Below are 23,796 nucleotides of genomic sequence, written 5' to 3'. Positions count from 1 at the left end.
CTTCTACCTGCGGGCGTTCGCCAGCGCATCGGCAATGTCTTCGGGCAGGCCGCTGATGAAATCCACGTCGTCCGATTCCTCCACGATCTGACCCGGGCGCGGCAGCCACATCAGGGCGGGAATCGCGCGCAGCACCTCGCGGCCCGGCCAGCGCGTGGGGAACCGTGGCCGGTTCCACTCCAGGTCAAAACCCAGCCCGTCATCCGCGTAGGCGCCTTCCTCCAGGCGCTGTTCGATCTGTCGCAGCACCGCAGCGGTGTAGCGGTGCGATTCCGGCGCATCCTCGATCGTGACGAACGGGACGTACCACGACGCGCCCAGGTTCCAGTAGAGCGCCACTGCGCTGGATGCCGCCAGCGTCGGTTGGTCCAGCAACCACTGCAGCGCATCTGACAGTGAGCTTGCCTCGGCAAACACCATCACCTGATGGCGTTGCTGCGGCGATGCCTGGCGCAGGAAGGACTCAAGTACCGGCCAGCCCGCATCCGATGCCGTCGCCAGCGGCGACAGCGTCGGTGGCACCGCTTCAGCATAGATGTCGACGTCGCCGGCCACGTCGTCGCCCAAGGCCGGGCCACGATCAGGCTGCATCGCAGCGGCCAGGTCCTGCAGTTGTGCAGCCACGTCCAATGGCAGGCCGTCATCGAAGGTTTCGTCAATCACCTCCGCGAAAGGATCGACCGCCCGCGCGCCCACCACGGCGGCCAGCAGGGCGTCGGGCACGGCACGGCGCACCACCAGCCCGGGATGATCGCCCACCGATGGGCCAGGCCAGTTGCATGGATCGAAGGCCAGCCCATGATCGGCATAGAAGCCTGCCAGATAGCGCTGCTCGATGCTGCGGACGACCACGTAGGCATCGCGCTCGTGCTCGGGCACGTCGCCATCAGCGGCGTACTGGCTGAACCAGGCCGCGCCCAGCGACCAGTACATCAGCAGGGCGGTCGCGCGATCCAGCTCGCTGCGCCCTGCCAGCCAGGCCAGCAGCTCGGGGCTGTCGTCGTAGTTGCGGCGCGCGACGTAGATGTGGCGCTGGGCAGGTGATGCCTGCAGCAGGTAGTCCTGCAGCAGCGCGCGGGAGGCGCGGTCGTACTCGTCGGGGGTCAAGGGAAGGCTTCTCATGACTCAAGGGGCCTCTGCAGTCTAGCCGCCCCTGCCATCGGCGGACTGAGGCGCATCCACGCATGGCGTGGATCTACCGGGCAAACAACATCCACGCGCGGCGTGGATCTACCGGTCCGACACCATCGGCGCGCGACGTGGAGGCACCAAGACCCGGTAGATCCACGCCATGCGTGGATGCGTCATCCCTGCCCGATCAGAACTCCGCGGCCACCGTCATGAACACCTGGCGCGGTGCACTGGCATGGATGGCATAACGCGTGCCGGTCGGGTCGGTCGGTGCGAACGAACTCAACTGGCCGGCGTAGCGCTTGTTGGTCAGGTTGGTTGCGTTCAACGACACGCGGATGTTGCGCAGGCCCATGCCCGGGCCGAAGTCATAGCCTGCACCGGCGTCGAAGGTGGTCACGCCCGGCACCGACTGGTCGTTGGTGTAGGTGTAGTAGCGCTTGCCGGTGTACTTGGCGCGCAGGCTGGCGAAGAAGCCATCGCGGTTCCAGCTGATCTCGCTGGACGCCATGCGCTGCGGCGTGTCCACGGTGATCTTGCCGGCCACCGGCACGATCGCACCGCCGGAGGTGTAGTCATCCTCGTAGGTGGTCTTGTTCCAGGACAGCGCGTTGTACCACTGCAGCCCATCAACCGGCTTGAGGATGAAGGTCAGCTCGGCGCCATGGCTCTTCACCGAACCCACGTTGATGAAGCGGGTGACGCACTCCGGGCGCGTACCGACTTCGATGCTCGAACACGGGTTGAGCGACAGCAGGCGGTTGTCGAACTTCACGTTGTACGCGGCGATGGAGGCCTGGTACTTCTCGCCGAAGGTACGGAAGCCGGCTTCCAGGCTCTTCGACTTTTCCGGTTCCAGCCCGGCGCTGGCCGCGAACGATTCCGGCGAGACCTGCAGCGGGCCGCCGCTGCCGCCGCCAACGAAGGCCGCGATGTTTTCGGCGTACGAAGCAAACAGCTCATTGTTGGCGTTGAGCTTGAAGCCCAGGCCGACCTGCGGCAGCACCGATTCCTTGGCGGTCAGCGTGCCCGAGGCGATGCTGGTTTCCACACCGCCCTTGGCAGTGGCGCGCATCCGCGTGTTCGGACTCTTGATGCCCACGTCCACGGTCAGGCGCTGGTCGAGGAAGCGCATGCGGTCCTGCACGTAGAACTGCTGCGTGCGGATGTCGAAGTCCTGGTTGAACAGCAGGCGGTCCGGGTTCTTCAGGTACAGATCATCCAGGAACGGCCCACTGATGTAGTAGAAATTGCGCGACACGTTGTGGTCGTTCTGCTCGTACCACAGACCGGCTTCCAGCTCGTGGATGCCCACCTGCCACGACAGTGCAGCGGTCAGGCCATCGCGGTTGATGGTGTAGTTGGTGCTGCGGATGGAGATCGGCAGCATCTGGTCGGTGCCCGGATAGGACGGCTGGCCCGGCGCCCACCAGTGGCCCTGGCCACGGTTGTCGTGGTGGTAGGCCACCAGCTTCAGGCGGCCCTGCTCGCCCAGGCGCAGGTCGGCATCGACCGAGTACAGGTTGTCATCGCGCAGCGCGCGGCTCTGGTAGTAGGCATCGTCGATGCTGTTGACGCCGCCGCTGAACTGGCACTTGGCCGGATCGCGCGTGCCGGGGGCGCACCAGGCGGCCGCGACGGCGCGGTCCCAGTCCGGCGCGTAGATGTTCCAGTCCCAGCCCAGGCCGCGGTCCAGCATGTCCTTGGAGAGATAGGCGTAGTTGGCCTGGCTGGCGCGCGAGGTGGCGACGAACGCGCCGAAGCGGTGGTCACCCACGTTCCACACGGCCTTGGCGTTGAACTGGCGCGTGGTCTGGTTCTGGTACGGCGCGGCCCACATGTCCTGGTCCTGGTGCACGCCGGAGACATAGGCCGAGAAGCCGTTGATGTCACCGGTATCCACGCGCAGGTAGCCGCGGCGCTGGTTGTCATCGCCCACGGTGACGCTGGCACGGCCGCCGAGTTCAGTGGACGGGTCCATCGAGAAGTACTGGATGGTGCCGCCGAGGTTGCTGGTGGAGGCGACGCCCAGTGAACCGATGCCCTGCGACAGTTCAGCACCGGCGAGGTTCTCGGCGATCAGTGCGCGGGCGATGCTCAGGCCGTTGTAGTTGCCGTAGCTGTTGTCGCCCAGCGGGATGCCATCGAGCGTGTAGCCGAGGCGGCTCTTGTCGAAGCCGCGCAGGCTGATGGTCTGCGATTCTTCGTTCGCACCGAAGGCATCGTTGGACTGCACCGACACGCCCGGCAGGCGGTCGAGGATCTTCTGGCCGCTGGTGCCCGGCGGCAGTACCTGCTTGTCCACGGCGGTGATGCGCTGCACCTGGCGGGTTTCGCCCTGGCCGATGACGGACACGGTGTCGAGCGTCTGTGCGCTCAGCGCGGCGTCGGCGGTGGCATCGGTGGTTTCAGCGGCATGCGCGCTGGCGGCGGAAAGCGCGATCGCCACGGCGATCGTGAGGTGTCGGGTCTGCATGTGGATCCATTGCATGGGGGGAGTCCGCCGCGACTCGGCACGGCGCGCCGCCACTATGCGAATGGAAGATGAAATGTTTTTTACGAAGTGGCGCGGGTGTTGCGGGCAGTGACGCGCGTCTCGTTCGTGGGGCTTTTCGGCAGGGCTGCGCCCTGCACCTGCAGAAGCGGTAGTGCCGGCCGCTGGCCGGCAACTTCAGAAGCAAAAGCCTGCATTCCCTGGGATGGCGGGGTGGGTCCGGTTGCGGGGGACGCTGCAAGTACGTCCATGTAAGCTCGGTCGCCGCGTCCATGCGGCTCACGCCCCCGCAACCGGACCCACCCCGCCTTCGACAGTTTCCTGCGAGCTGTTGGAACCTGCTGCTATTGGTGGGTGCCGACCGTTGGTCGGCACGGGGTCGGATCCCGGTTCTGTTTTTGACTCTTGCGAATTCCTTCGGTGGGAATTTCCACCGCGCCCGCAGGAAACTGTCTGGAGGAGGCGGGTCACCCTGGACAGGACCGTTGGCGCCATGGATGGCGCCATCGAGCACCATGGAGGGGATTTTGCGTGTCCTGACCAGGGTGACCCGCCTCCTCCCAGCCGATATCAGGAAGGCGTGGAAACCACACCAACGCCTTTTACTCCGGCGCCAGCTGGTCCATCCGTATCCGGTTGGCGAACAACGAGAACGCCAGCATGCCCGCCAATCCGTTCGCCCGGCTCACCCAGTGCGGCAGCCAGCGCGGTGGCTTCAACACGCCACTTTCGAACAACGGTGCGAAGGCAATCGCATCGGTCAGGCTCATCTTGCCGGCAAACAACCAGCGGCAGACCTGCAGGCGATCCTCGGCCAGCATGTGCCGGAAGAAGGTATGCACCGACACCAGCCCGCGCAGGTACACCGTGTCCTTGGTGAAGGCCAGGCCACCGCTGGGCGGCACGCCGCGGAACACGCGCTGCGCCGAGGCGAAGCTTTCTTCCGGATTCTGCCCGGCCTCGCAGAAATAGCGGTACACCTCGATGAAATCCGCACCTTCGCGTGCCATCGCAATGGCTTCGGTGCGCAGGCTGATGCGCTTCAGCCGTTCGATGTCGATGCTGCCGGTGATCTGCTCGGCGAACGTGGCCAGGCCTTCCTGGGTGGCGGTCACCCGTGGCGAGGACAGGGCCAGGCTGGGCAGCACCGGTTGTTCGCGGCCATTCAAGGCGGTGAGCGAATGCACCAGCGCTTCGTGGTGGAACAGCTGCGCGCGGTCGTAGGCGCTGAAACGTGCGCTGGTACGCAGGCGGATGCGGGTCGGGCCAGCGGCCGCCTTGGACACCAGTTCCGGGTCCAGCTGCACCTGGATGATGCGCGATTCAAAGAAGCCGTCGAGGTCGTTCTGCAGCTGCAGCTGCAGGGCGATGGCCGACACCGGCACCTGTTCTTCCGGCGCCAGCAGTTCGCTGTCCAGTTCGCTGGCGATCTGGATGAAATGGCGGGCGGCCTCGCGCGTGCTAGGGCCGTTGCCGGGCAACGGCTGTTCCGGCGCACCGAACAGCTGCACCGAACAGCGGTCCACGGCGGCGGTGCCGAGGCTTTCCAACAACTGCGCGGCCAGGTCCCAGCTCTGCGCGGACTGCTGCACGTAGTGGCCCAGCGGATGGCTGGGATCACATTCGGCGGCAATGGCGGCCAGCGCGCGGCGCTCCTCGCTGAAATCCAGTTTCGGGTACTCCACCTTCGGCAGCACCGGCTGGCCGCGGGCCACGCTGTCCAGGAACGGTGCCTGCACCGTTGCCGGCCAACTGGTCAGCCCCAGCAGGCGGATGCCGCCCACGGCCTCGACCAGTCGCGCGTCGAGCGCCGCATGGTGGGCCACGTCATGGTCCAGCGTCGCGGTCGTTTCCATGGGCGGACTATAACGCCCTGCTGTGTCCGGCGCAGGGCATGACTCCGCCGCGGAGCCACTGTAGGGCCGAGCCCATGCTCGGCCACTGTGCTATCGCCTGCGCGGCTTGCCCGCCGGGCGGAACTGCTGGCCCTTGCCCTTCTTGCCGCCGCGCTCCTGCGCGGTTTCGGCCTGGCGCACGGCCAGCTTCGCAGCGGCAGCCGCCACCTCTTCCTTCAGCTTGAAGTAGTTCTGCAGCCGGCTCTCTTCAATCTCACCGGCATCGATGGCAGCGCGCACGGCGCAGCCCGGCTCCTGCTGGTGCATGCAGTCGTTGAAACGGCACTGCGCCGCCAGTGCCTCGATGTCGGCGAAGCCGCCTTCGGACAGTGTTTCTTCGCCGGTCGGCTTCAGCTCGCGCATGCCCGGCGTATCGATCAGGCACGCGCCCATCGGCAGCGGCATCAGCGCGCGGTGGGTGGTGGTGTGGCGGCCGCGCGAATCGTTGGCGCGCACCGCATTGGTCTTCATCCGCTGCTCGCCCAGCAGGGTGTTGGTCAGCGTGGATTTGCCGGCGCCCGACGAACCCACCAGCACCACCGTGCTGCCCGGGCCCAGCCAGGGTTCCAGCACAGACACGCTGTCGGCATCCAGGCCGTTGATCGCGTGCAGCGCGATGCCCTGCATCTCCAGCTCCTCCAGCACCGCCAGCGCGTCTTCGCTGTACTCGGTCTGGTCGGCCTTGGTCAGCACCACCACCGGTTCGGCACCGCCGCCACCGACCAGCAGCAGGTAGCGCTCGATGCGGCGCGGGTTGAAGTCGGCATCCAGGCCACAGACGATGAACACCGTATCGATGTTGGCCGCGATCACCTGCTGGTGGTAATGCTCGCCAGCCGCGCCGCGCTTGATGGCGGTACGCCGTGGCAGCAGCGCAACGATGCGGATGCCGTCCAGCAGCACCCAATCACCCACCGCCGGCCGCTCGTGGCTGGGGAAGCGCGGGCGCTGCCATTCCGGCAGCGACTCGGCCTTGATCGAGGCGTCCGGGCCGTCGGCCACCACATAGTGGGTACGGTGCTGTTCGATCACCCGCGCCGGGCGGGCCTGCGGGTGTGCGGCCATGGCGGCCTGCCAGTCGGCCTGCTGCGGCGGGCCCGGCCAGGGCCAGCCGATGGTCTGCAGGGCGTTGAAATCGGGGGTCTGGGTCATCGCCGCCATTCTAACCGGCCCGATGCCCTGCCAGCCCAGCAACGGCAGGCCCTGGCGCCTTGCCATGCACTGCAGCAATTCCGGTAGGATGGAAACCCCATGCCTTTTGACGGCCCAGCCCCCATGTCCACCACGTCGCACAAGCCCCTGGCCACCCGCGAGCGCCTTTCCGAAGTGCGCTACGAAATCCGCGGAGAACTGGCCCGGCGAGCGCGGGAGCTGGAAGCGCAGGGCCGCAAGCTGATCAAGCTGAACATCGGCAACCCCGGCAACTTCGGCTTCCGCGCGCCCGAGCACCTGCAGCACGCGATTGCCGATGACATGGGCCGCACCGACCCGTACACCCACCAGCAGGGCCTGCCGGTGGCCCGCGAAGCCATCGCCGCCGCCTATGCGCGCCGTGGTGCGCCCGATGCCCACCCGGACCGCGTGTTCGTCGGCAACGGCGTCAGCGAGCTGATCGACCTGTCGCTGCGCGCCCTGCTGAACCCGGGCGACGAAGTGCTGGTGCCCTCGCCGGACTACCCGCTGTGGTCGGCCGCCGCCATCCTCAACGACGGCCGCCCGGTGTACTACCGCTGCGCGCCGGAGAACGGCTTCCAGCCCGACCCGACCGAGATCGAGACGCTGGTGTCCTCGCGCACCCGCGCCATCGTGCTGATCAACCCGAACAACCCCAGCGGCGCCAGCTACCCGCGCGAGCTGCTGGAGCGCGTGGTCGAGATCGCACGCCGCCACAACCTGCTGCTGCTGGTCGATGAGATCTACGACCAGATCCTCTATGACGATGCGGTGTTCCAGCCGGTCGCCCCGCTGGCCGGCGACCATCCGTGCCTGACCTTCAGCGGCCTGAGCAAGGTGCACCGTGCCTGCGGCTGGCGCGTGGGCTGGGCCCACCTCAGTGGCGACGATGCGCGCCTGGGTGAGTTCCGCGCCGCACTGGACCTGCTCAGTGCACTGCGCCTGTGCGCCAACGTGCCGGGCCAGTACGCCATCGACGCTGCGGTGAACGGCCCGGACACCATTTCCGGACTGTGTGCCCCCGGCGGCCGCCTGTATGAAACCCGCCGCGCGGTGATCGAGGCCTGCGAAGCCAGCGAACACCTGTCGCTGGTCGCCCCGGCCGGCGCCCTGTACGCGTTCCCGGCCGTGGTCGGTGCTGCCGCCAAGGGCTTCGACGACCACAATTTCGCACTGGACCTGATGAACGACGAAGGCGTGCTGGTCGTGCCGGGTTCGAGCTTCAACGTGCCCTACCGCCACCACTTCCGCGTGACCCTGCTGCCGGAAGCCTCGGTGATGCGCGATGTGTTCGCGCGCATCGACCGCGTGCTGGCCCGCCGCGCCGAGGACGCCACCAAGGTCGTGCCGCTGAAGCCGCGCCGCTCGGTGGCCTGAGCGTGGCGCTGTCCTTCCTGGCGCTGGGCGATTCGTACACCATCGGTGAGGCGGTCGCGGTCGAAGGCCGCTGGCCGCACCAGCTGGCGGCGGCGCTGCGCGCGCAGGGCGTGGACCTGGCCGACCCGCAGACCATCGCCACCACCGGCTGGACCACCGACGAGCTCGATGCTGGCATCGATGCGGCGGCACCGCAGGGCCCGTTTGGGTTCGTCAGCCTGCTGATCGGGGTCAACAACCAGTACCGCGGGCGAGCGCTGGACGAGTACCGCCACCAGTTCGGGGCGCTGCTGCAGCGTGCGATCGGCTTTGCCGGTGGCGATGCCAGCCGCGTGCTGGTGCTGTCCTTCCCCGACTGGGGCGCGACGCCCTTCGGTGCGGGCAGCGGTCGTGACCTGGCCCGCGTCGAGATCGAGACCGACGAGTTCAACGCCGCCGCCGAGGTCATCAGCACCCAGCGGGGCGTGGCCTTGGTCGACATCACCGACATCAGCCGCACGCACGGCACCGATCCGGCGATGATCGCCGGGGATGGCCTGCATCCGTCCGCGCGGATGTATGCGTTGTGGGCCGAACGCGCCCTGCCCGTGGCCACGCAGCTGCTGCAGCGCACGGACTGAGCGATGGATGGCCTGCCAGGGAACGGCACACCGCTGGACTGTTCGCCGCTGGAGCGCGGCCAGGCACGGGCCATTGCCGAGGCGTTCCGCCCGGTGCAGGCCTGGGGCAACCGCCGCGATTACTACTACACGCGCGGCAAGCTGGGCAGCGACCCGTTGTACGACGGCGTGCTGCAGCACCTTCCCGACGATGCCCTGCCGCTGCTCGACCTGGGCTGCGGGCTGGGCCTGTTCGCCCACGTGCTGCGCCAGCGCGGCCGCCGCCAGCCCTACCTGGGCGTGGACGTGGATGCCGGCAAGATCGCCCGCGCGCAGCGGGCCGGCGCCGGCCTGGACGATGTGCGTTTCGACTGCCTGGACGTGCAGGCGCCGCTGCCTGCGCAGGCCGGGCACGTGCTGCTGCTGGACGTGCTGCAGTATCTGGACGCGCAGCCGCAGCTGGCGCTGCTGAACGCCGCCAGCGCACGGGTGGCCCCCGGGGGCAGCCTGCTGCTGCGCACGCCGCTGGCCACCGGCGACCGCCGCGACCGCACCACGCGCGTGGCCGATCGCCTGGCCTGGCTGGTGGGCTGGATGGGTACGCGGCCGCGGCATTATCCCGACCCCGCACGGCTGCGGGCGACGCTGGCCGAAGCCGGGTTGCGGGTGGGCCAGGTGCGGCCGCTGCACGGGCGTACGCCGTTCAACAGCTGGCTGCTGGTGGCAGAGCGCATATAGAGACGCTTTGACGCGGCGACTCGCATCAGCGGGTCGCGAATGACCACCAGCCAGAACAGATGAACATCTCCGACTCGGCGTAAAGCGACGCACGGCATTAATCCGTGCATTCCATTCTCATGCGGTGCCCTCCCGACGGTCCGGCGCTACGTGGCTCCTGCACTGTTTAATGCAGCGATGTTCAAGCCGCAGGGAAGTCTGAAACGGCATGACTGACACCATCAACTTAATGTAGAAAATTCAGCAATTCCGCGGAGTTGGAAGAACGCAATGCGCGTTGCAGTTCCCTCCCCACACAATTTCTTGGAGCCAGCGCTATCTACATGCGCACGTGTAAGGGCGGGCTACCTTGGCAGAGCAGCCTGCCCGCGGCAGTTGCCGTACGCCTATCGCAAATGAATGCACGAGTCAACAATATCGCTATTCAATTGACAGCCCATCGGCCAAATGTCAAAAAAAATTGCCCAATGCGGGCTATCAAAAGGATATGAAGCAGATGACGACTTCCGAAAGCGTACGGGTACTCGGGCGACAGGTGGCGCGCGAACTAACCCAAGAGGAGATTGAGATGGTGTCCGGCGGCAGGAACACCAACTGTAATACGTCCATGCAGTGCATTCAGAACGATGACTTCATCGACATCCCGCCAACGTTCGGCTGACCGTAAAACTAATGAACACGAAAGGGGCGGCAAGGCAATGCCCCCCTTTCTTGAATATCCGCCAGATCTACTGAAGCTGATCGCACGAGACATTAAACCATGACAATCCTGATTGTCGGATTCGAGGAAGACATCCATGGGGACGCAGTCTCATGGGCACTTGATCATCAAAAAATCCCCTTCCGTCTCATTCACTTCTCAAACTTCCCAACACAACAGCCCATAACAATTTCGATAGCAAAGACAGGTGACGTTACCCAACCAATGATTTACGGAGAGACTAACGCCGCCAAAGAAAACGCTATCGACTTGAAAAGCGCCACTGCGATATGGCTGAGAAGACCCAACACATCTGTTTTCGAGCTAAGTGGCGTTCACCCCGGCGATCTGCACTACGTGGCCGGTGAGTGCCGGTCGTTCTGTGCCGGCCTCATTGCCAACCTCCCAGAAAGCTGCACATGGATAAATCCGCTATCCGCTCACTATGTCGCCGGAAGCAAGGCTCGCCAATTGACACTAGCAGCGCGCTCGGGCCTGAAAATCCCTATGACGCTGATGAGCAACAGCGCGCGCGAAATTCGAAAATTCGTATCAGAGCAGAAGGGCGGAGCAGTATACAAACCCCTTCACCCCGGCTTTTGGAACGAATCCAATCGATCACTCGTTCAATACACGACCCCAGTTACGAATGAGATGCTAGAAAACAGCAGCGCACTGGAGCTATGCCCAGGAATCTATCAAGAAACAATTCAAAAGAAATACGAGATTCGAGCAAATTTCTTTGGATCAAAAATTGTCGCAGCAAGAATAGACTCGCAAGCTCAAGAAGACACCAAATCAGATTGGCGAGTTGATGTTCTGAACAAAGTCTCTATCGAGCCGTATGATATTCCGGACGATATCGCGGACAAGATCAGATGTCTGATGGACATTATGGAACTACGTTTTGGGTGCATTGATCTCGTAAGAGACAAACAAGGAGACTACATATTTCTTGAAGTTAACGAACAGGGGCAATTCCTGTGGATTGAGGAGAGATGTCCAGAGATAGCAATTCTTGGCGAATTCTGCGACTTCTTATGTCGCGAAAGCGGGATAAGCTTCAGTCCTGCGCAGTGGCCTAGGCTTTCCGACTATCTACAGTCAGAAAGATTCAGCGCGACGCAAAAAATGTCGATCGAAGTTGAAAAAAAAGGGATCGGAAAACCTTGAGCGCGAGAGTCTCAGCTTTCCAACTAGCAGTAGCGGCAACGATACTCTGTACATTCGCAGCAGCATCCTCACTAAAAATCCAGACCGAAGAAAACCAAGCTGTTCAAGAGTGTGAAGCCATTCAAAAAACGTGGATCGACACACCAAGAGTCATTATTTTCGGAGAAGTACACGGAACAGATGAAGCACCCCGATTCATTGCGGAGCTTGCATGCAACATTGCGAAAATCGCACCAGTAGTGATTGGCATCGAATACCCGCCAAGCGAGCAGCCAACACTTGATATGTTCATGAAAGCCAAGTCAAAGCGAGGTGAGAATGACGCAATTTTTTCCTCTTCGTTCTGGACCCGGGATTTCCAAGACGGGAAGACCAGCTCCGCGATGTTACGGATGCTCACAAGGATTAAACAATTGAAGAATGGTGGCGCAAAAATTGACATACTGGCCGTAGGCGGTGAAGGCCCTGGTCAAAGCGAAGCCATTCTTAGAAATATTATAACTTCAGAGCGGAATGGCAACAGCAGGATCGTGGCACTTGTTGGCAACGGACACGCAAGGAAAATCCATTTGCAGTCCACCAAGGCGCTCGGAAGTGACATTGCAAACCTTCATCGCAGGACCATTGAAATAAAGTATTCGAGTGGTACCGCTTGGGCCTGCGCCCCGACGTGCCGAATTCAACATTTCGGCGCACATAAGGCGGATGAGAAAGAAATATCACTCGAAGAAGTGGCTCCACCTGAAAACGCGGCAGAGCATCTAGGCGAGATATATCTTGGTCGGTCTCATGCATCACCTCCCGCAGTACCTGAGGGGACCACAAGTGAATTTCAGACAAATGAACTGTGAATCAGGTGGAGATGAAAGGAAATCCAGAATCTTCGGCCGAAGACATTACCCAGCTCTTTCGTAAAGAGGCGGTATCTGCAGCACGACAGGATTTCTATGGATGTGTCAGCCCTCCGCTACCAAGGCTAGGCTGGGGCACTGCAGCTTTTTCATTCTTCGTCTTTTGCGCAGTGCTTGCGGGGATTTTTTTTGGAAACGTAGATCGGAAGGAGCGGGCCCTTGGACGTATGATTCCCGCCTCAGGACTCAATGCCACTCTGTCACCGGCGTCCGGAACCATTTCAAAGACAGTCGTTGCAGAAGGACAATCCGTATCCCTTGGAGACGTCGTTATGATCATTTCGACTGATCCGAGTGGCTCTTCGTCTGATGGCAACGTCACATCAAAGGTAGCCAAATCACTGCAAGAACAGGTCATCCACCTGCGTGAATCTTCTGCTGAAAAATCCATCTCAATGGAGCGCGAGAGAAATGTACTACAGGGACGCATAGCCATTATTCAACAGGAACTGGCTGCGGCCGAGCGAGAGTTTGAACTGCGATCAAGGCAGAGCGAGATCGCCATGGAGAACCTCACGAGGATCCGACCACTGCGGAAGGAGAGGATACTCAGCGAAATACAGATTAGGCAGTATGAAAACACATTGCTCGACGCAGATTCGAGAAAAATATCAACTGACAGAGAAGTATTGCGACTAAGACGCGAACTGGGAGACACCATTGGACTAGCCTTAGAACTTCCAGCAAGGGCCCAAGATCAGCGCAACGAAATTGAACTAAGGATAAAGGAAATCGAACAGAGTATAGCGAGAAATGACGCACAGCGGTCCATAGTCATCAGGGCAGTTGCGTCAGGAACGATCTCAGCCATCGGATTCAGTACTGGAGAGTCGGTACGAGAGGGCCAACGACTTTTCTCCATTGCTCCGGAGGGAAACAACCTGTATGCAGAGCTTTGGGTGAATTCCCGAACGATGGAACAACTTAGAAAAGATCACGACGTCTACATGCGCCAAGGCAACGGAGCGGGAGGAATGCAGCGCGCTCAGAAGGCCAAGATAATTGAGCTTGGTGAAGTACCATTTGCCCCTGCAGGAATCACTGCTAAAGCGGGACTGCAATTCGAACAACCCGCATTCAGGGTCGTGGTCGCACCACTAGGGAATTTTGGCAGAAGCAAGGATGACACTCCCAACCTTCGTCCCGGCAGTGCCGTAGAAGCAGACCTGATACTTGAAAGAAAGCCCATCTATCAGTTACTTATTCCGTCACACACCGAAGCAGCCAAGGCTAACGCTGATAATGGGAGCGATTAGCTAGTGAAGAACCTGTTCAATAGGAGCTCCATACACCACCTTCCGGTCATCCAGCAAAGCGAGATGGCGGAGTGCGGACTAGCTTGTCTCGCGATGATCGCGATATATCACGGTCATGATCTGGATTTGGCGGCACTGCGTCGTCGCCATCCTATCTCATCTAGAGGCGCGAGCCTTTCTCAGATAATCAGCATCGCAGATAGACTCGGACTGGAGGCACGCGCCGTCCGAGCGGAGGTAGCGTACGTCAGGCGGCTTCGCTCACCTTGCATCCTGCACTGGGGTCTCAGCCACTTCGTCGTACTCAAGAGAGTACAGGGATCTCAATTTTATGTACACGACCCAGCGCGCGGAGAAGTTAAAGTATCCGCCGAAGAATTCGGCAAACAGTTTACGGGAGTTCTCCTAGAGGTTAGCCGCAGCCATTCATTCGCCGCAAAATCCGATAAATCAAGACTGTCGATCAGCCAAGTAATTGGAAAAATTGAAGGAATCAAAGCAGCAGGATTCCAGCTGATCGCTTTAGCTTTATCACTCGAACTACTGACTCTGATTTCACCTTTGATTATGCAGGTGGTAATCGATCATGTTCTTGGCTCGAACGACCTAGACTTATTGGCGCTGACAGGAGGTTCGTTCGCATTCCTGGTAGTAGTTCAATCGGCGATCTCTTCGGTGAGAGGACGCTTCCTTTCCAACATCGGAGCGTCCTTCAACGCTCGCCTTGTAAAAAATCTCTCTTGGCATCTACTAAATCTTCCGCTAACGTTCTTTGAGCGAAGAACCATGGGCGGGGTGTTATCAAGATTCCTTTCAATCAACGCTATTCAGCAGTCACTTACCGTGGGCGCATTGGAGTCTGTGCTGGACAGCCTCATGATTCTTTCGGCGTTATTGCTATTGGCGCTCTACAGCCCCATCGCAGCCCTATCTGTCATAATTTCTTTTACTATTTATCTGTTATTGCGCCTAATTGGCTTTCGTCGCCTCAGGCAAATGAAAGAGCTTCAAATGGCCTCAATGGCTCTACAGCAAACGCTGATGATCGAAGCTGTTGGCGGCATCCAGACGCTGAAATTGGGCAACCATCAGCAAGAGCGCCACAACAGCATTAGCAATGCCACGTTCGAAATTGCGAATCATGAAGCGGCTATAGGTAGAGTGCTGGCGAACTTCTCTGCACTTTCCAAACTGATATTTGGATTCCAGCGAGTGGCGCTGATATGCTTTTGCGCATGGATGGTAGTCCACCAACGAATGAGTGCAGGCTCTCTCGTTGTTGTTGTCTCCTATTCCGAGCTATTCATCAACAGAGGCGCAGCATTGATCGACAAAATAATCGACCTGCGACTTGTCAGGATGCATGTGGATAGAATTTCCGATATTGCGCTTGAGCCAAGAGAGATCAATCCAGACTCCCCCTACAGCGGCCCCACCCCTTCTGCAGATCTTCAAATTGAGAACGTGAGTTTCCGATATTCCGAAGACGATCCGTGGATTCTTCGAAATTGCTCTCTCAAAATATCAGAGGGCGAATGCATTGCCATCACAGGAGCCTCTGGATGTGGCAAAACAACACTCGCAAAACTGCTGACCGGCCTAATACGTCCGACCGAAGGCCGAATTCTGATGGGAGGAATTGACATTCAAAAGATGGGCTTGCCTGCATACAGGCAACAGTTGAGCACTGTGATGCAGGAAGATGTACTCTTCTTTGGATCCATCGCAGACAACATCTCATTCTTCGATATCGGTGCGGAGAGCTCAGCAATTCATGAAGCAGCCGCGGCCGCCCAAGTTCACAGTGAAATAACTCGTATGCCAATGGGCTACGAAACCATAGTACGTGACATGGGATCCTCCCTGTCAGGCGGCCAGAAGCAGAGAATTCTGTTGGCTAGGTCACTTTATAGGAAGCCTAGAATATTGGTACTCGATGAGGCTACAAGTCACTTGGATATTGCAAATGAGAAGGAGATCAACACTTACATCTCAAGCACTTCTGCAACTCGAATTATCATCGCGCATCGACCTGAGACCATCAGAAGCGCGGATCGCGTTATAGAGATACGGAACGGTTCAATCCGCTAGGACGTGTCTTCGGGTCGATGGGCAGGGCATGCGTCCATCCCCCGCGTACGGGAATGCGCCGGTGTAGCCGTCGAGCATGTTCCGGCAAGTGCCTTTCTGCTTGTGCTTAGACCTGACCTGGAGTGGAATCTGAATTGTTATGGAGCAGCTGCGCCTTCAAACCGCGCTCGTCCAGCACCTGCAGCACGCGTTCGATGATGGCCAGGTTGTGGCCGTGCGCGGCACCTTCATGCAACAGCACGATCGCGCCGGGGCGCAGGTCCGGCAGCAACCGCGCCAGCACGCCCTGCGGGGTGCAGCCGACGCCGTCGTAGCCCCGCGCGCTCCAGCCCACGCGCACCAGGCCCAGCTTTTTCAGCACCGGGGCCACGAACGGGTTGGTCATGCCCACCACCGAGCGGTACCAACGCGCCGGGCGGCCGCTGACCGCTTCCAGCGCCTGGTGGCAGCCTTCAATCTCGGCACGCATCGCCGCCGGGCCCAGCCGCCAGAACCGGGTCTGCGGGTGGGTGTGGCTGTGGTTGCCCAGATCATGACCGCGGCGCAGGATCTCCCCCACCAGGACCGGGTGCGCCAATGCGCGCTCGCCGACCAGGAAGAAAGTCGCCTTCGCCTGGTGCCGATCCAGCAGGTCCAGCAGCGCCGGGGTCTCCGCGCTGGGGCCATCGTCGATCGTCAGCCACACGCTGTCGCCGGCGTCGGCCAGACGATCCAGCACCGGCGTGTAGAAACGGCTGTTGGGCAGGAACACCGGCACCATGAACAGCGCGTGGGTGGCCACCATCAACGGCAGCCCCCAGCGCCAGCCGGCCAGCACCCAGACCAGGATCACCGCCACCTGCGACGCCACCAGCCAGGGCAGCCAGCGCCACGGCCGGGTCGGGATGCGATGCAATGTTCCTGCGTTGGTCATGCCCCATGATGCCATGGGGCGTAGAATGGGTGATTCGAATTTACGGACCCTAGACTGCCCATGTCCCTCGATCCCGCCCTGCGTTCGCGCATCGAATCCCTCCTCAACGACAACCGCGTCGTGCTGTTCATGAAGGGCCAGCCGTCGATGCCGCAGTGCGGCTTCTCGGCCAAGGCCGTGGGCGCCCTGCAGGACCTGGGCGTCGACTTCGCCCACGTCAACGTGCTGGCCGACCAGGAAATCCGTGAAGGCATCAAGGCCTACGGCGACTGGCCGACCATCCCGCAGCTGTACATCGACGGCGAACTGGTCGGTGGCAGCGACATCATCCTGCAGATGGCCGCCAGCGGCGAACTGAGCAGCGTGCTTGGCCTGGCCGCGCCGGACCGCACCCCGCCGCGCATCACCGTCACCCCGGCCGCCGTGGAAATGCTGAAGGGTGCGCTGGCCGATGCACCGGGCGCTTCGCTGCAGCTGACCATCGATGCGCGCTTCCAGCCGAACTTCCAGCTGGCCCCGCACGATGACAGCGCGATCGCTGCCGAATCCAACGGCCTGCGCGTGCAGTTCGACCTGTCCAGCGCACGCCGCGCCGACGGCATCACCATCGACTGGGTCGATGACATCCGCGGCAAGGGCCTGGCCATCGACAACCCGAACGCGCCCAAGCCCGTGCAGGAAATCAGCGTGCGAGACGCCGACGACCTGGTGCGCGCCGGCAACGTGACCCTGGTCGACGTGCGCCCGGCCGACGAGCGCGCCATCGCCGCGGTCGGCGTGCCGTTCAAGAGCTTCGACGGCAACGGCCGCGCCGAGCTGGAAGGCCTGCCCAAGGACACCCCGCTGGCCTTCCTGTGCCACCACGGTGGCCGCAGCGCGCAGGCCGCCGAGCAGTTCCGCACCCTGGGCTTCACCAAGGTGTTCAACGTCACCGGCGGCATTGACGCCTGGTCGGACGAGGTGGACAACGGCGTGCCGAAGTACTGATCGGCCACGGTTGGAACCTACGAAAAACGCCGGCGAATGCCGGCGTTTTTTTATCCACGCATGGCGTGGACCTACCCTGCAAACCCGCCTTCGGCGAGGAAATCCAGTTCTTCCGGGCTGGGAATGCGGCCCAGCACGGCGTTGCGGTGCGGGAAGCGCCCGAAGCGGCGGATGACGTCACGGTGCACTTCGGCGTACTGCAGGTATTCCTTGTCACCCAGCACGTCGAACATGGCCACCGAACGATCCTGGTCGAACGGATCCTCGGAATGCTCGAACGGCAGGTAGATGAAGGCGCGCAGCTTGGGCACCAGCTGCAGGTCCAGGCCTTCCTCGATGGCACGCATGGCGTAATGCCGGGCCAGGCCATCGGTGGCGTAGGAATGGGCAGTGCCACGGAAGCAGTTGCGCGGGAACTGGTCCAGCAGCAGCATCAGCGCCAGCGCGCCTTCGGCACTGCCCAGCCAATGTTCGCGCCCGCGCGAGGCCGCCGCATGGTGTTCCTCCAGGAACAGTTCGCGGAACCGCGCGTCGAACGCATCATCGCGGGCGAACCACTTCGCCGGGCCCGCCTCCTTCCAGAATTCCACCACTTGCGCGGCAACGTCCATCACCTGCTCTCCAGGGCCAGCGCGCCGCGCCAGGCCGTCATCATCATTCGTCAAAGCGCAGGTGGCGGACCGACTTGCCGTTGCGCCGGATAAGCTTAAGCGCCTCGATGCCGATCTGGATATGGTTTTCCACGAACTGGGAGCTGACCTTGGCATCGGAGGCCTCGGTCTTGACCCCGTCGGGGATCATCGGCTGGTCGGACACCAGCAGCAGGGCGCCGCTGGGGATGTGGTTGGCGAAGCCGGCGGCGAACACCGTGGCCGTTTCCATGTCGATGGCCATGCAGCGCATTGCCCGCAGCCGCTCCTTGAAGGCCTCGTCGTGCTCCCAGACCCGGCGGTTGGTGGTGTAGACCGTGCCGGTCCAGTAGTCGTGGCCCAGGTCGCGGATCATCGTGGACACCGCCCGCTGCAGGGCGAATGCCGGCAGCGCCGGGACTTCCGGCGGCAGGTAGTCGCCGGAGGTGCCCTCGCCACGGATGGCGGCGATCGGCAGCACCAGGTCGCCCAGCTGGTTCTTGCGCTTGAGCCCACCGCACTTGCCCAGGAACAGCACCGCCTTGGGCATCACCGCCGACAGCAGGTCCATGATGATCGCGGCGTTGGGGCTGCCCATGCCGAAGTTGATCATGGTGATGTCATCGAAGGTGGCACTGGCCATCGGCCGGTCCAGGCCGACGATGGGCGCCCCGGTCAGCTCGGCGAAGGTGTGCAGGTAGCCGCCGAAGTTGGTCAGCAGGATGTGCTGGCCGAACTGGTCCAGGGGCACGCCGGTATAGCGTGGCAGCCAGTTGTCGACGATTTCCTGCTTGCTCTTCATGGCGCATCCGGTACGGCGTGGGGGTGCCATTGTAGGCGCGTGCCCGCCGCCCTACACCTGGGGCCGCCTGCGGGGTGCCCAAGGTCACTTGGCAAGCGCCCCCGGCGCCGGATAGCGTCGGCGGATCCACGCGCCTGCCAGGGGAATCTGCATGCCATCCACGCTGTTGCGCGCCGGGCTGGGCCTGGCGCTGGCCTCACTGTGCACCGCCCCCGCGGTGGGCGCCTCGCGCTTCGTCGCCGACCCCTACCCCAGCACCTACCAGGCCCATCCCGATGGCCCGGTGCTGATCCAGAACGCCACCGTACTGACCGGCACCGGCCAGCGCCTTGAGCACGCCGACGTGCTGCTGCGCGACGGCCGCATCGTCGCCGTCGGTCCGCAGCTGCAGGCCGATGCCGGCATCGCCCGCATCGATGCGCAGGGCAAGTGGGTCACCCCCGGCCTGATCGACGTGCATTCGCACCTGGGCGTGTACCCCAGCCCGGGGGTCAGCGCCCACAGTGACGGCAACGAGATGACCGCCCCGGTCACCGCCAACGTCTGGGCCGAGCATTCGGTGTGGCCGCAGGATCCGGGCTTCACCGCCGCACTGGCCGGCGGCGTGACCAGCATGCAGGTGCTGCCCGGTTCGGCCAACCTGGTCGGCGGCCGCGGCGTGGTGCTGAAGAACGTGCCGGCCACCACCTACCAGGCGATGAAATTTCCCGGTGCGCCCTGGGGCCTGAAGATGGCCTGCGGCGAGAACCCCAAGCGCGTCTATGGCGGCAAGGGCACCGCCCCGGCCACCCGCATGGGCAACGTGGCCGGTTACCGCGCCGCCTTCATCGACGCGGCCGACTACATCGCCAAGAACAGCCCCAAGCCGGCCAAGCGCAAGGGCTGGTTCGGCAGCGACAAGGGTGACAGCGCCGGTGATGCCGGCGGCAAGCGCGACCTCAAGCTGGACACGCTGGCCGGCGCCATCCAGGGCGACATCCGCGTGCACATCCACTGCTACCGCGCCGACGAGATGGCCACCATGCTCGACCTGGCCAAGGAATTCGGCTTCAAGGTGGCCGCCTTCCACCACGGCGTGGAAGCCTACAAGCTGGCCGACCGGCTGGCTGCCGACGGCGTCTGCGGCGCGCTCTGGGCCGACTGGTGGGGCTTCAAGATGGAAGCCTTCGACGGTATCGCCGAGAACATCGCGCTGGTGGCCCGGCCGAAGAACAGCTGCGCCATCGTCCATTCCGACTCGCCCGAGGGCATCCAGCGCCTCAACCAGGAGGCCGCCAAGGTGATGGCGGCGGCGCGCCGCGCGCGCATGCCGGACATCGCCCCGGAACATGCCATCACCTGGATGACCGCCAACGCCGCCAAGGCGCTGGGCATCGAAGGCCAGACCGGCACCCTGGAGGCCGGCAAGATGGCCGACGTGGTGGTGTGGAACGGCAATCCCTTCAGTTCGTATGCGCTGGCCGAACAGGTGTTCGTCGATGGGCGGCGGTTGTATGACCGCACCGCGCCGGAAACGCTGCCGCGCTCGGATTTCCAGCTTGGCCAGGAGGTGCGCTGATGGGCGTGTTGAACAACAGCCGCCGAGCATGGCTCGGCGCTACCGTCATGGTGCTGGCAGGCATCGCCGGCACTGCATCGGCGCAGGACCTGCTGGTGCGCAATGCCACGGTGCACACCGCCAGCGCGCGCGGCAGCCTGCAGAACACCGATGTGCTGGTGCAGGGCGGCCTGGTCCGCGCCGTCGGCCCCGCCCTGGCCGCTCCGGCCGGCGTGGCGGTGGTCGAGGCCAACGGCCGCCCGCTCACTCCGGCGCTGTTCGGTGGCATCACCGAGATCGGCATCGAGGAGGTCTCCGGTGAATCGAGCACCGTGGACAGCACGCTGAAGCTGGGCGAGCAGCCGCTGCGCCCGGAATTCGACGTCACCCTCGCCTACAACCCGGCGTCGGTGCTGATTCCCGTGGCGCGCCTGGACGGCATCGGCTTCACCGCGCTGGGGGCGGCCACCGGCGGCGGCTTCGTGGCCGGCCAGGGCGGGGTGATGCGCCTGGATGGCAGTGCCGACCCGATCGGACCGCGTGCGCTGTTCCTGCGCCTGGGCGCGGCCGCTTCGGAACTGACCGGACAGTCGCGTGCGGCGCAGTGGATGCTGCTGCAGCAGATGGTGGACGAAGCGCGCGGCCAGGTTGCCGCCGATTCGCCGCATGCCCTGCTGACGCCTGCGGGCCGCCGCACCCTGGCCCGCTACCTGGCCGGCCAGGGCCGCATCGTGGTGGAGGTGGACCGTGCCGCCGACATCCGCCAGCTGCTGCGCTGGGCCGCGCGCGAGAAGGTGAAGATCGCCATCGCCGGCGGTGCCGAGGCCTGGCAGATGGCGGCGGACCTGGCGGCCGCGCAGGTACCGGTGTTCGTCGATGCACTGGGCAACCTGCCCACCAGCTTCGACCAGATCGGCGCCACCCTGGAAAACGCCGCGCGCCTGCAGCGTGCGGGCGTGCCGGTCAGCTTCGCCCAGCGCGACGATGCTTCGCACAACGCGCGCAAGATGCGCCAGCTGGCCGGCAACGCGGTGGCCAATGGCCTGCCGTGGGCCGATGGCCTGGCCGGTCTGACCCGGGTGCCCGCCCAGGTGCTGGGCGTAGCCGACCAGATCGGCACCATCGAACCGGGCAAGCGCGCCGACCTGGTGCTGTGGGAAGGCGATCCGCTGGATGTAGCGCACTATGCCGAACAGGTCTGGCTGGGCGGACGCGCCATGCCGATGCGCTCGCGCCAGACCGAACTGCGTGACCGTTACCTGCAGCACAACGCGCACCCCTGACCGCCCGAGGAATCCGCCGATGCCGACCCTGCGCTGGTATTTCGATTTCGTCTCGCCTTATTCCTACCTGCACTGGCAGAAGGTCAAGCAGCTGCCGCAGTTCGCGGCCATCCAGCCGGTGCCGATCGCCTTCGGTGCGGTGCTGCACCACCTGGGCAACCTGGGCCCGGCCGAGATTCCGGCCAAGCGCCGTTTCATCTACCGGCAGCTGCTGTGGACCGCACAGGCCGAAGGCACGCCACTGCGCTTCCCGCCCGCCCATCCGTTCAACCCGCTGGCCGCGCTGCGCCTGTGCCTGGCCGCCGGTGCCAGCCCCCAGGCGGTGGACGTGCTGTTCGACTGGATCTGGCGCGAGGGCAATGCCGGTGACAGTGCCGAGACGCTGCGCATTCCGGCGGCGCGGCTGGGCATCAGCGACGTGCAGGCGGCCTGCGCCGAGCCCGCGGTGAAGGAGCAGCTGCGCCGCAATACCGAAGCGGCCATCGACGGTGGCATTTTCGGCGTACCGACCCTGTCCATCGATGGCGAACTGTTCTGGGGCAACGATGCCCACCCGATGATGGCCGCCGTGCTGGCCGACCCCGGCCTGCTGCAGCGTCCGGACTGGCAGGCCGTGATAACGCTTCCAGTGGCGGCGCAGCGCAGTCGCTGAACAAGACGTGGCGTGATTCCCTCGCGCGCCCCGGATAAAATTGCGATAGCTTTCACATTCCGAACCTACAACCGCCCTGGAGGGGGAGCCGGATGCGCATCGGAATCGTCGTCGATTCGGCCTGCGACCTGCCGCAGGATTTCATTGCCGAGCACAACATCGTGCTGCTGCCGATCACCGTGCGGATCGGCGAAGCGGTGCTGGCCGACCACCGTGACGAGCAGGCCACCCTCAGCTTCCTGCACGCCCACGTGGCCGAGCATGGCGCCGAAGCCGAAACCATCCCCTTCAGCGTCAACCAGATCCGCGATCTGTTCCTGCAGCAGCTGGTGATCGATTACGACCACGTGATCTGCATGACCATCACCAAGACGCGCAGTCCGATCCACGACAACGCGCTGCAGGCCAGCTTCGCCATCCTCAACGACTACAAGCCGGTGCGCCAGGCGGCGGGCTACAACTCGCCATTCGCGCTGCGCGTGCTGGATACCCAGAACCTGTTCGCCGCCCAGGCGGTGACCGCGGTGGAAGCGGTGCGCCTGCGCGACAGTGGCGCCAGCGTGCAGCAGATCCGCGAACGGCTGGAAGAACTGTCCGGCAACGTGCACGGCTACATGGTCACCCGCGACCTGTACTACATGCGCGCCCGCGCCCGCCACAAGGGCGACCGCAGCGTCGGCCTGCTCAGCGCGGCGCTGGGCAGTGCGCTGGACATCAAGCCGGTGCTGCACGGCTACCGTGGCGAAACCGGTCCGGTGGCCAAGATCAAGGGCTTCGACAACGCCGTGCAGAAGCTGTTCGGCGTGGTCAGCCAGCGCGTACGCAGTGGGTTGATGACCCCGACCGTGTGCGTCAGCTACGGCGGCGAACTGGAGGAACTGCGGGCCCTGCCCGGCTATGCGCAGATGAAGGACGTCTGCGCCAGCCAGGCGGTGGCCGTGTACGAATCGGTGATGAGCCTGACCGGCATGGTCAACGTCGGCAAGGGCGCGGTGACGGTGGGCTTCGCCGACGGGCCGCATCGCTTCGAATAAGCCGTTGTGGCGTACACAAGCATTGCACTGCGGCTGTGCCAGCCTTGCCGCACATCAAGGAGACGAACCATGCCTGCGCAGTACCACATCAGCCTGCCCGACCCGTCCAAGGCCCGCGGCAACGACCCTGACCTGTCCTTCCATTCGCAGAGCGCCGGCGGTTTCGCCGAGGAGCTGCAGGACGCCCTGCGCAGCGGCACCCTGTTCGAACGCTGGAAGGCCAAGCAGCCCGACCCGGATGCGGTGGAACCGCAGTGGGGCGTGACCGACCCGGACGCCACCGTTACCGGTGAGCAGAAGGACCTGCGCATCAACCTGGTGGCCACCACCCGCATCGACAGCGACGTGTTCAAGCAGCGCCTGCGGCTGCTGGCCGGCCACCACTGGGAACTGCGCGACGTGCGTTGAGGCCCCCGCCTTC

At 63.4% G+C, this 23,796-nt stretch carries 21 protein-coding genes; 14 read left to right on the top strand and 7 right to left on the bottom strand.

The window, feature by feature from the left end; translation table 11 throughout:
- Nucleotides 1-3: 3 nt before the first annotated feature.
- The 4 genes from QMZ26_RS12165 to rsgA all read right to left on the bottom strand — a co-directional run bounded on the left by QMZ26_RS12165 (nucleotide 4) and on the right by rsgA (nucleotide 6,672).
- The gene (locus QMZ26_RS12165) at nucleotides 4-1,107 is read right to left on the bottom strand and encodes a DUF4274 domain-containing protein (RefSeq protein WP_283221596.1); all 1,104 of its coding nucleotides are present in this window, start codon (nucleotides 1,105-1,107) and stop codon (nucleotides 4-6) included.
- Nucleotides 1,108-1,318: 211 nt separating this feature from the next.
- Nucleotides 1,319-3,607: a TonB-dependent receptor gene (locus tag QMZ26_RS12160; protein ID WP_283221595.1), complete on the bottom strand. Its 2,289-nt coding sequence runs from the start codon at nucleotides 3,605-3,607 to the stop codon at nucleotides 1,319-1,321.
- A gap of 620 nt (nucleotides 3,608-4,227) precedes the next feature.
- Nucleotides 4,228-5,481: a flavohemoglobin expression-modulating QEGLA motif protein gene (locus tag QMZ26_RS12155; protein ID WP_079223250.1), complete on the bottom strand. Its 1,254-nt coding sequence runs from the start codon at nucleotides 5,479-5,481 to the stop codon at nucleotides 4,228-4,230.
- A gap of 90 nt (nucleotides 5,482-5,571) precedes the next feature.
- A complete protein-coding gene (gene rsgA / locus QMZ26_RS12150) occupies nucleotides 5,572-6,672 on the bottom strand; it encodes a ribosome small subunit-dependent GTPase A (protein ID WP_283221618.1) in 1,101 nt (366 codons plus the stop codon).
- A gap of 123 nt (nucleotides 6,673-6,795) precedes the next feature.
- Between rsgA and QMZ26_RS12145 the strand changes: the two genes are divergently transcribed.
- The 8 genes from QMZ26_RS12145 (at nucleotide 6,796) to QMZ26_RS12110 (ending at nucleotide 15,538) form a co-directional block, all read left to right on the top strand.
- Complete coding sequence (locus QMZ26_RS12145; RefSeq protein WP_283221594.1) at nucleotides 6,796-8,070, top strand: pyridoxal phosphate-dependent aminotransferase; 1,275 nt, start codon at nucleotides 6,796-6,798, stop codon at nucleotides 8,068-8,070.
- A gap of 2 nt (nucleotides 8,071-8,072) precedes the next feature.
- The gene (locus QMZ26_RS12140) at nucleotides 8,073-8,690 is read left to right on the top strand and encodes an SGNH/GDSL hydrolase family protein (protein WP_283221593.1); all 618 of its coding nucleotides are present in this window, start codon (nucleotides 8,073-8,075) and stop codon (nucleotides 8,688-8,690) included.
- Nucleotides 8,691-8,693: 3 nt separating this feature from the next.
- Nucleotides 8,694-9,407: a class I SAM-dependent methyltransferase gene (locus QMZ26_RS12135; protein ID WP_283221592.1), complete on the top strand. Its 714-nt coding sequence runs from the start codon at nucleotides 8,694-8,696 to the stop codon at nucleotides 9,405-9,407.
- A 496-nt stretch (nucleotides 9,408-9,903) separates the two neighbouring features.
- The gene (locus QMZ26_RS12130) at nucleotides 9,904-10,068 is read left to right on the top strand and encodes a hypothetical protein (protein ID WP_283221591.1); all 165 of its coding nucleotides are present in this window, start codon (nucleotides 9,904-9,906) and stop codon (nucleotides 10,066-10,068) included.
- Nucleotides 10,069-10,167: 99 nt separating this feature from the next.
- Complete coding sequence (locus QMZ26_RS12125; protein WP_283221590.1) at nucleotides 10,168-11,280, top strand: hypothetical protein; 1,113 nt, start codon at nucleotides 10,168-10,170, stop codon at nucleotides 11,278-11,280.
- The gene (locus QMZ26_RS12120) at nucleotides 11,277-12,131 is read left to right on the top strand and encodes a hypothetical protein (protein WP_283221589.1); all 855 of its coding nucleotides are present in this window, start codon (nucleotides 11,277-11,279) and stop codon (nucleotides 12,129-12,131) included. Before QMZ26_RS12125 ends, QMZ26_RS12120 begins: the two co-directional genes overlap by 4 nt.
- Before the next feature lie 11 nt (nucleotides 12,132-12,142).
- Nucleotides 12,143-13,447 carry an HlyD family efflux transporter periplasmic adaptor subunit gene (locus tag QMZ26_RS12115; RefSeq protein ID WP_283221588.1) on the top strand — a complete coding sequence of 435 codons (1,305 nt, stop codon included), beginning with the start codon at nucleotides 12,143-12,145 and terminating at the stop codon, nucleotides 13,445-13,447.
- 3 nt (nucleotides 13,448-13,450) lie between these two features.
- Nucleotides 13,451-15,538, top strand: a complete 2,088-nt coding sequence (locus tag QMZ26_RS12110; RefSeq protein WP_283221587.1) for a peptidase domain-containing ABC transporter — start codon at nucleotides 13,451-13,453, stop codon at nucleotides 15,536-15,538.
- A gap of 106 nt (nucleotides 15,539-15,644) precedes the next feature.
- On the opposite strand, the gene QMZ26_RS12105 is transcribed toward QMZ26_RS12110, so the two are convergent.
- Nucleotides 15,645-16,451, bottom strand: coding sequence for a polysaccharide deacetylase family protein (locus QMZ26_RS12105; protein WP_283221586.1), 807 nt, complete (start codon nucleotides 16,449-16,451; stop codon nucleotides 15,645-15,647).
- Nucleotides 16,452-16,511: 60 nt separating this feature from the next.
- Between QMZ26_RS12105 and grxD the strand changes: the two genes are divergently transcribed.
- Nucleotides 16,512-17,438: a Grx4 family monothiol glutaredoxin gene (gene grxD, locus QMZ26_RS12100; RefSeq protein WP_079223271.1), complete on the top strand. Its 927-nt coding sequence runs from the start codon at nucleotides 16,512-16,514 to the stop codon at nucleotides 17,436-17,438.
- A 71-nt stretch (nucleotides 17,439-17,509) separates the two neighbouring features.
- Here grxD and QMZ26_RS12095 read toward each other — a convergent pair whose 3' ends face one another.
- Nucleotides 17,510-18,049, bottom strand: coding sequence for a DUF924 family protein (locus QMZ26_RS12095; RefSeq protein ID WP_200732115.1), 540 nt, complete (start codon nucleotides 18,047-18,049; stop codon nucleotides 17,510-17,512).
- A gap of 43 nt (nucleotides 18,050-18,092) precedes the next feature.
- Nucleotides 18,093-18,869 carry an AMP nucleosidase gene (locus QMZ26_RS12090; protein ID WP_079223275.1) on the bottom strand — a complete coding sequence of 259 codons (777 nt, stop codon included), beginning with the start codon at nucleotides 18,867-18,869 and terminating at the stop codon, nucleotides 18,093-18,095.
- Between the two features lie 151 nt (nucleotides 18,870-19,020).
- Between QMZ26_RS12090 and QMZ26_RS12085 the strand changes: the two genes are divergently transcribed.
- The 5 genes from QMZ26_RS12085 (at nucleotide 19,021) to QMZ26_RS12065 (ending at nucleotide 23,783) form a co-directional block, all read left to right on the top strand.
- Complete coding sequence (locus QMZ26_RS12085; RefSeq protein WP_283221585.1) at nucleotides 19,021-20,427, top strand: amidohydrolase; 1,407 nt, start codon at nucleotides 19,021-19,023, stop codon at nucleotides 20,425-20,427.
- Nucleotides 20,427-21,689 (top strand): amidohydrolase family protein, encoded by a 1,263-nt coding sequence (locus tag QMZ26_RS12080; RefSeq protein ID WP_200732113.1) that lies wholly within the window; start codon nucleotides 20,427-20,429, stop codon nucleotides 21,687-21,689. The genes QMZ26_RS12085 and QMZ26_RS12080 overlap by 1 nt, the downstream gene beginning before the upstream one ends.
- A 19-nt stretch (nucleotides 21,690-21,708) precedes the next feature.
- Entirely contained in the window at nucleotides 21,709-22,341 is a 633-nt protein-coding gene (locus QMZ26_RS12075) for a DsbA family protein (RefSeq protein WP_283221584.1), read from the top strand.
- A 92-nt stretch (nucleotides 22,342-22,433) separates the two neighbouring features.
- Nucleotides 22,434-23,375 carry a DegV family protein gene (locus QMZ26_RS12070; protein WP_283221583.1) on the top strand — a complete coding sequence of 314 codons (942 nt, stop codon included), beginning with the start codon at nucleotides 22,434-22,436 and terminating at the stop codon, nucleotides 23,373-23,375.
- A gap of 69 nt (nucleotides 23,376-23,444) precedes the next feature.
- A complete protein-coding gene (locus QMZ26_RS12065; protein WP_079223285.1) occupies nucleotides 23,445-23,783 on the top strand; it encodes a hypothetical protein in 339 nt (112 codons plus the stop codon).
- The last annotated feature ends 13 nt before the right edge of the window (nucleotides 23,784-23,796 follow it).

The organism is Stenotrophomonas sp. PFBMAA-4 (assembly GCF_030053215.1).
Lineage (GTDB): Bacteria > Pseudomonadota > Gammaproteobacteria > Xanthomonadales > Xanthomonadaceae > Stenotrophomonas.
The sequence above is the reverse complement of the archived record's forward strand: the minus strand, read 5'-3'. Positions and strand labels throughout refer to the sequence as shown.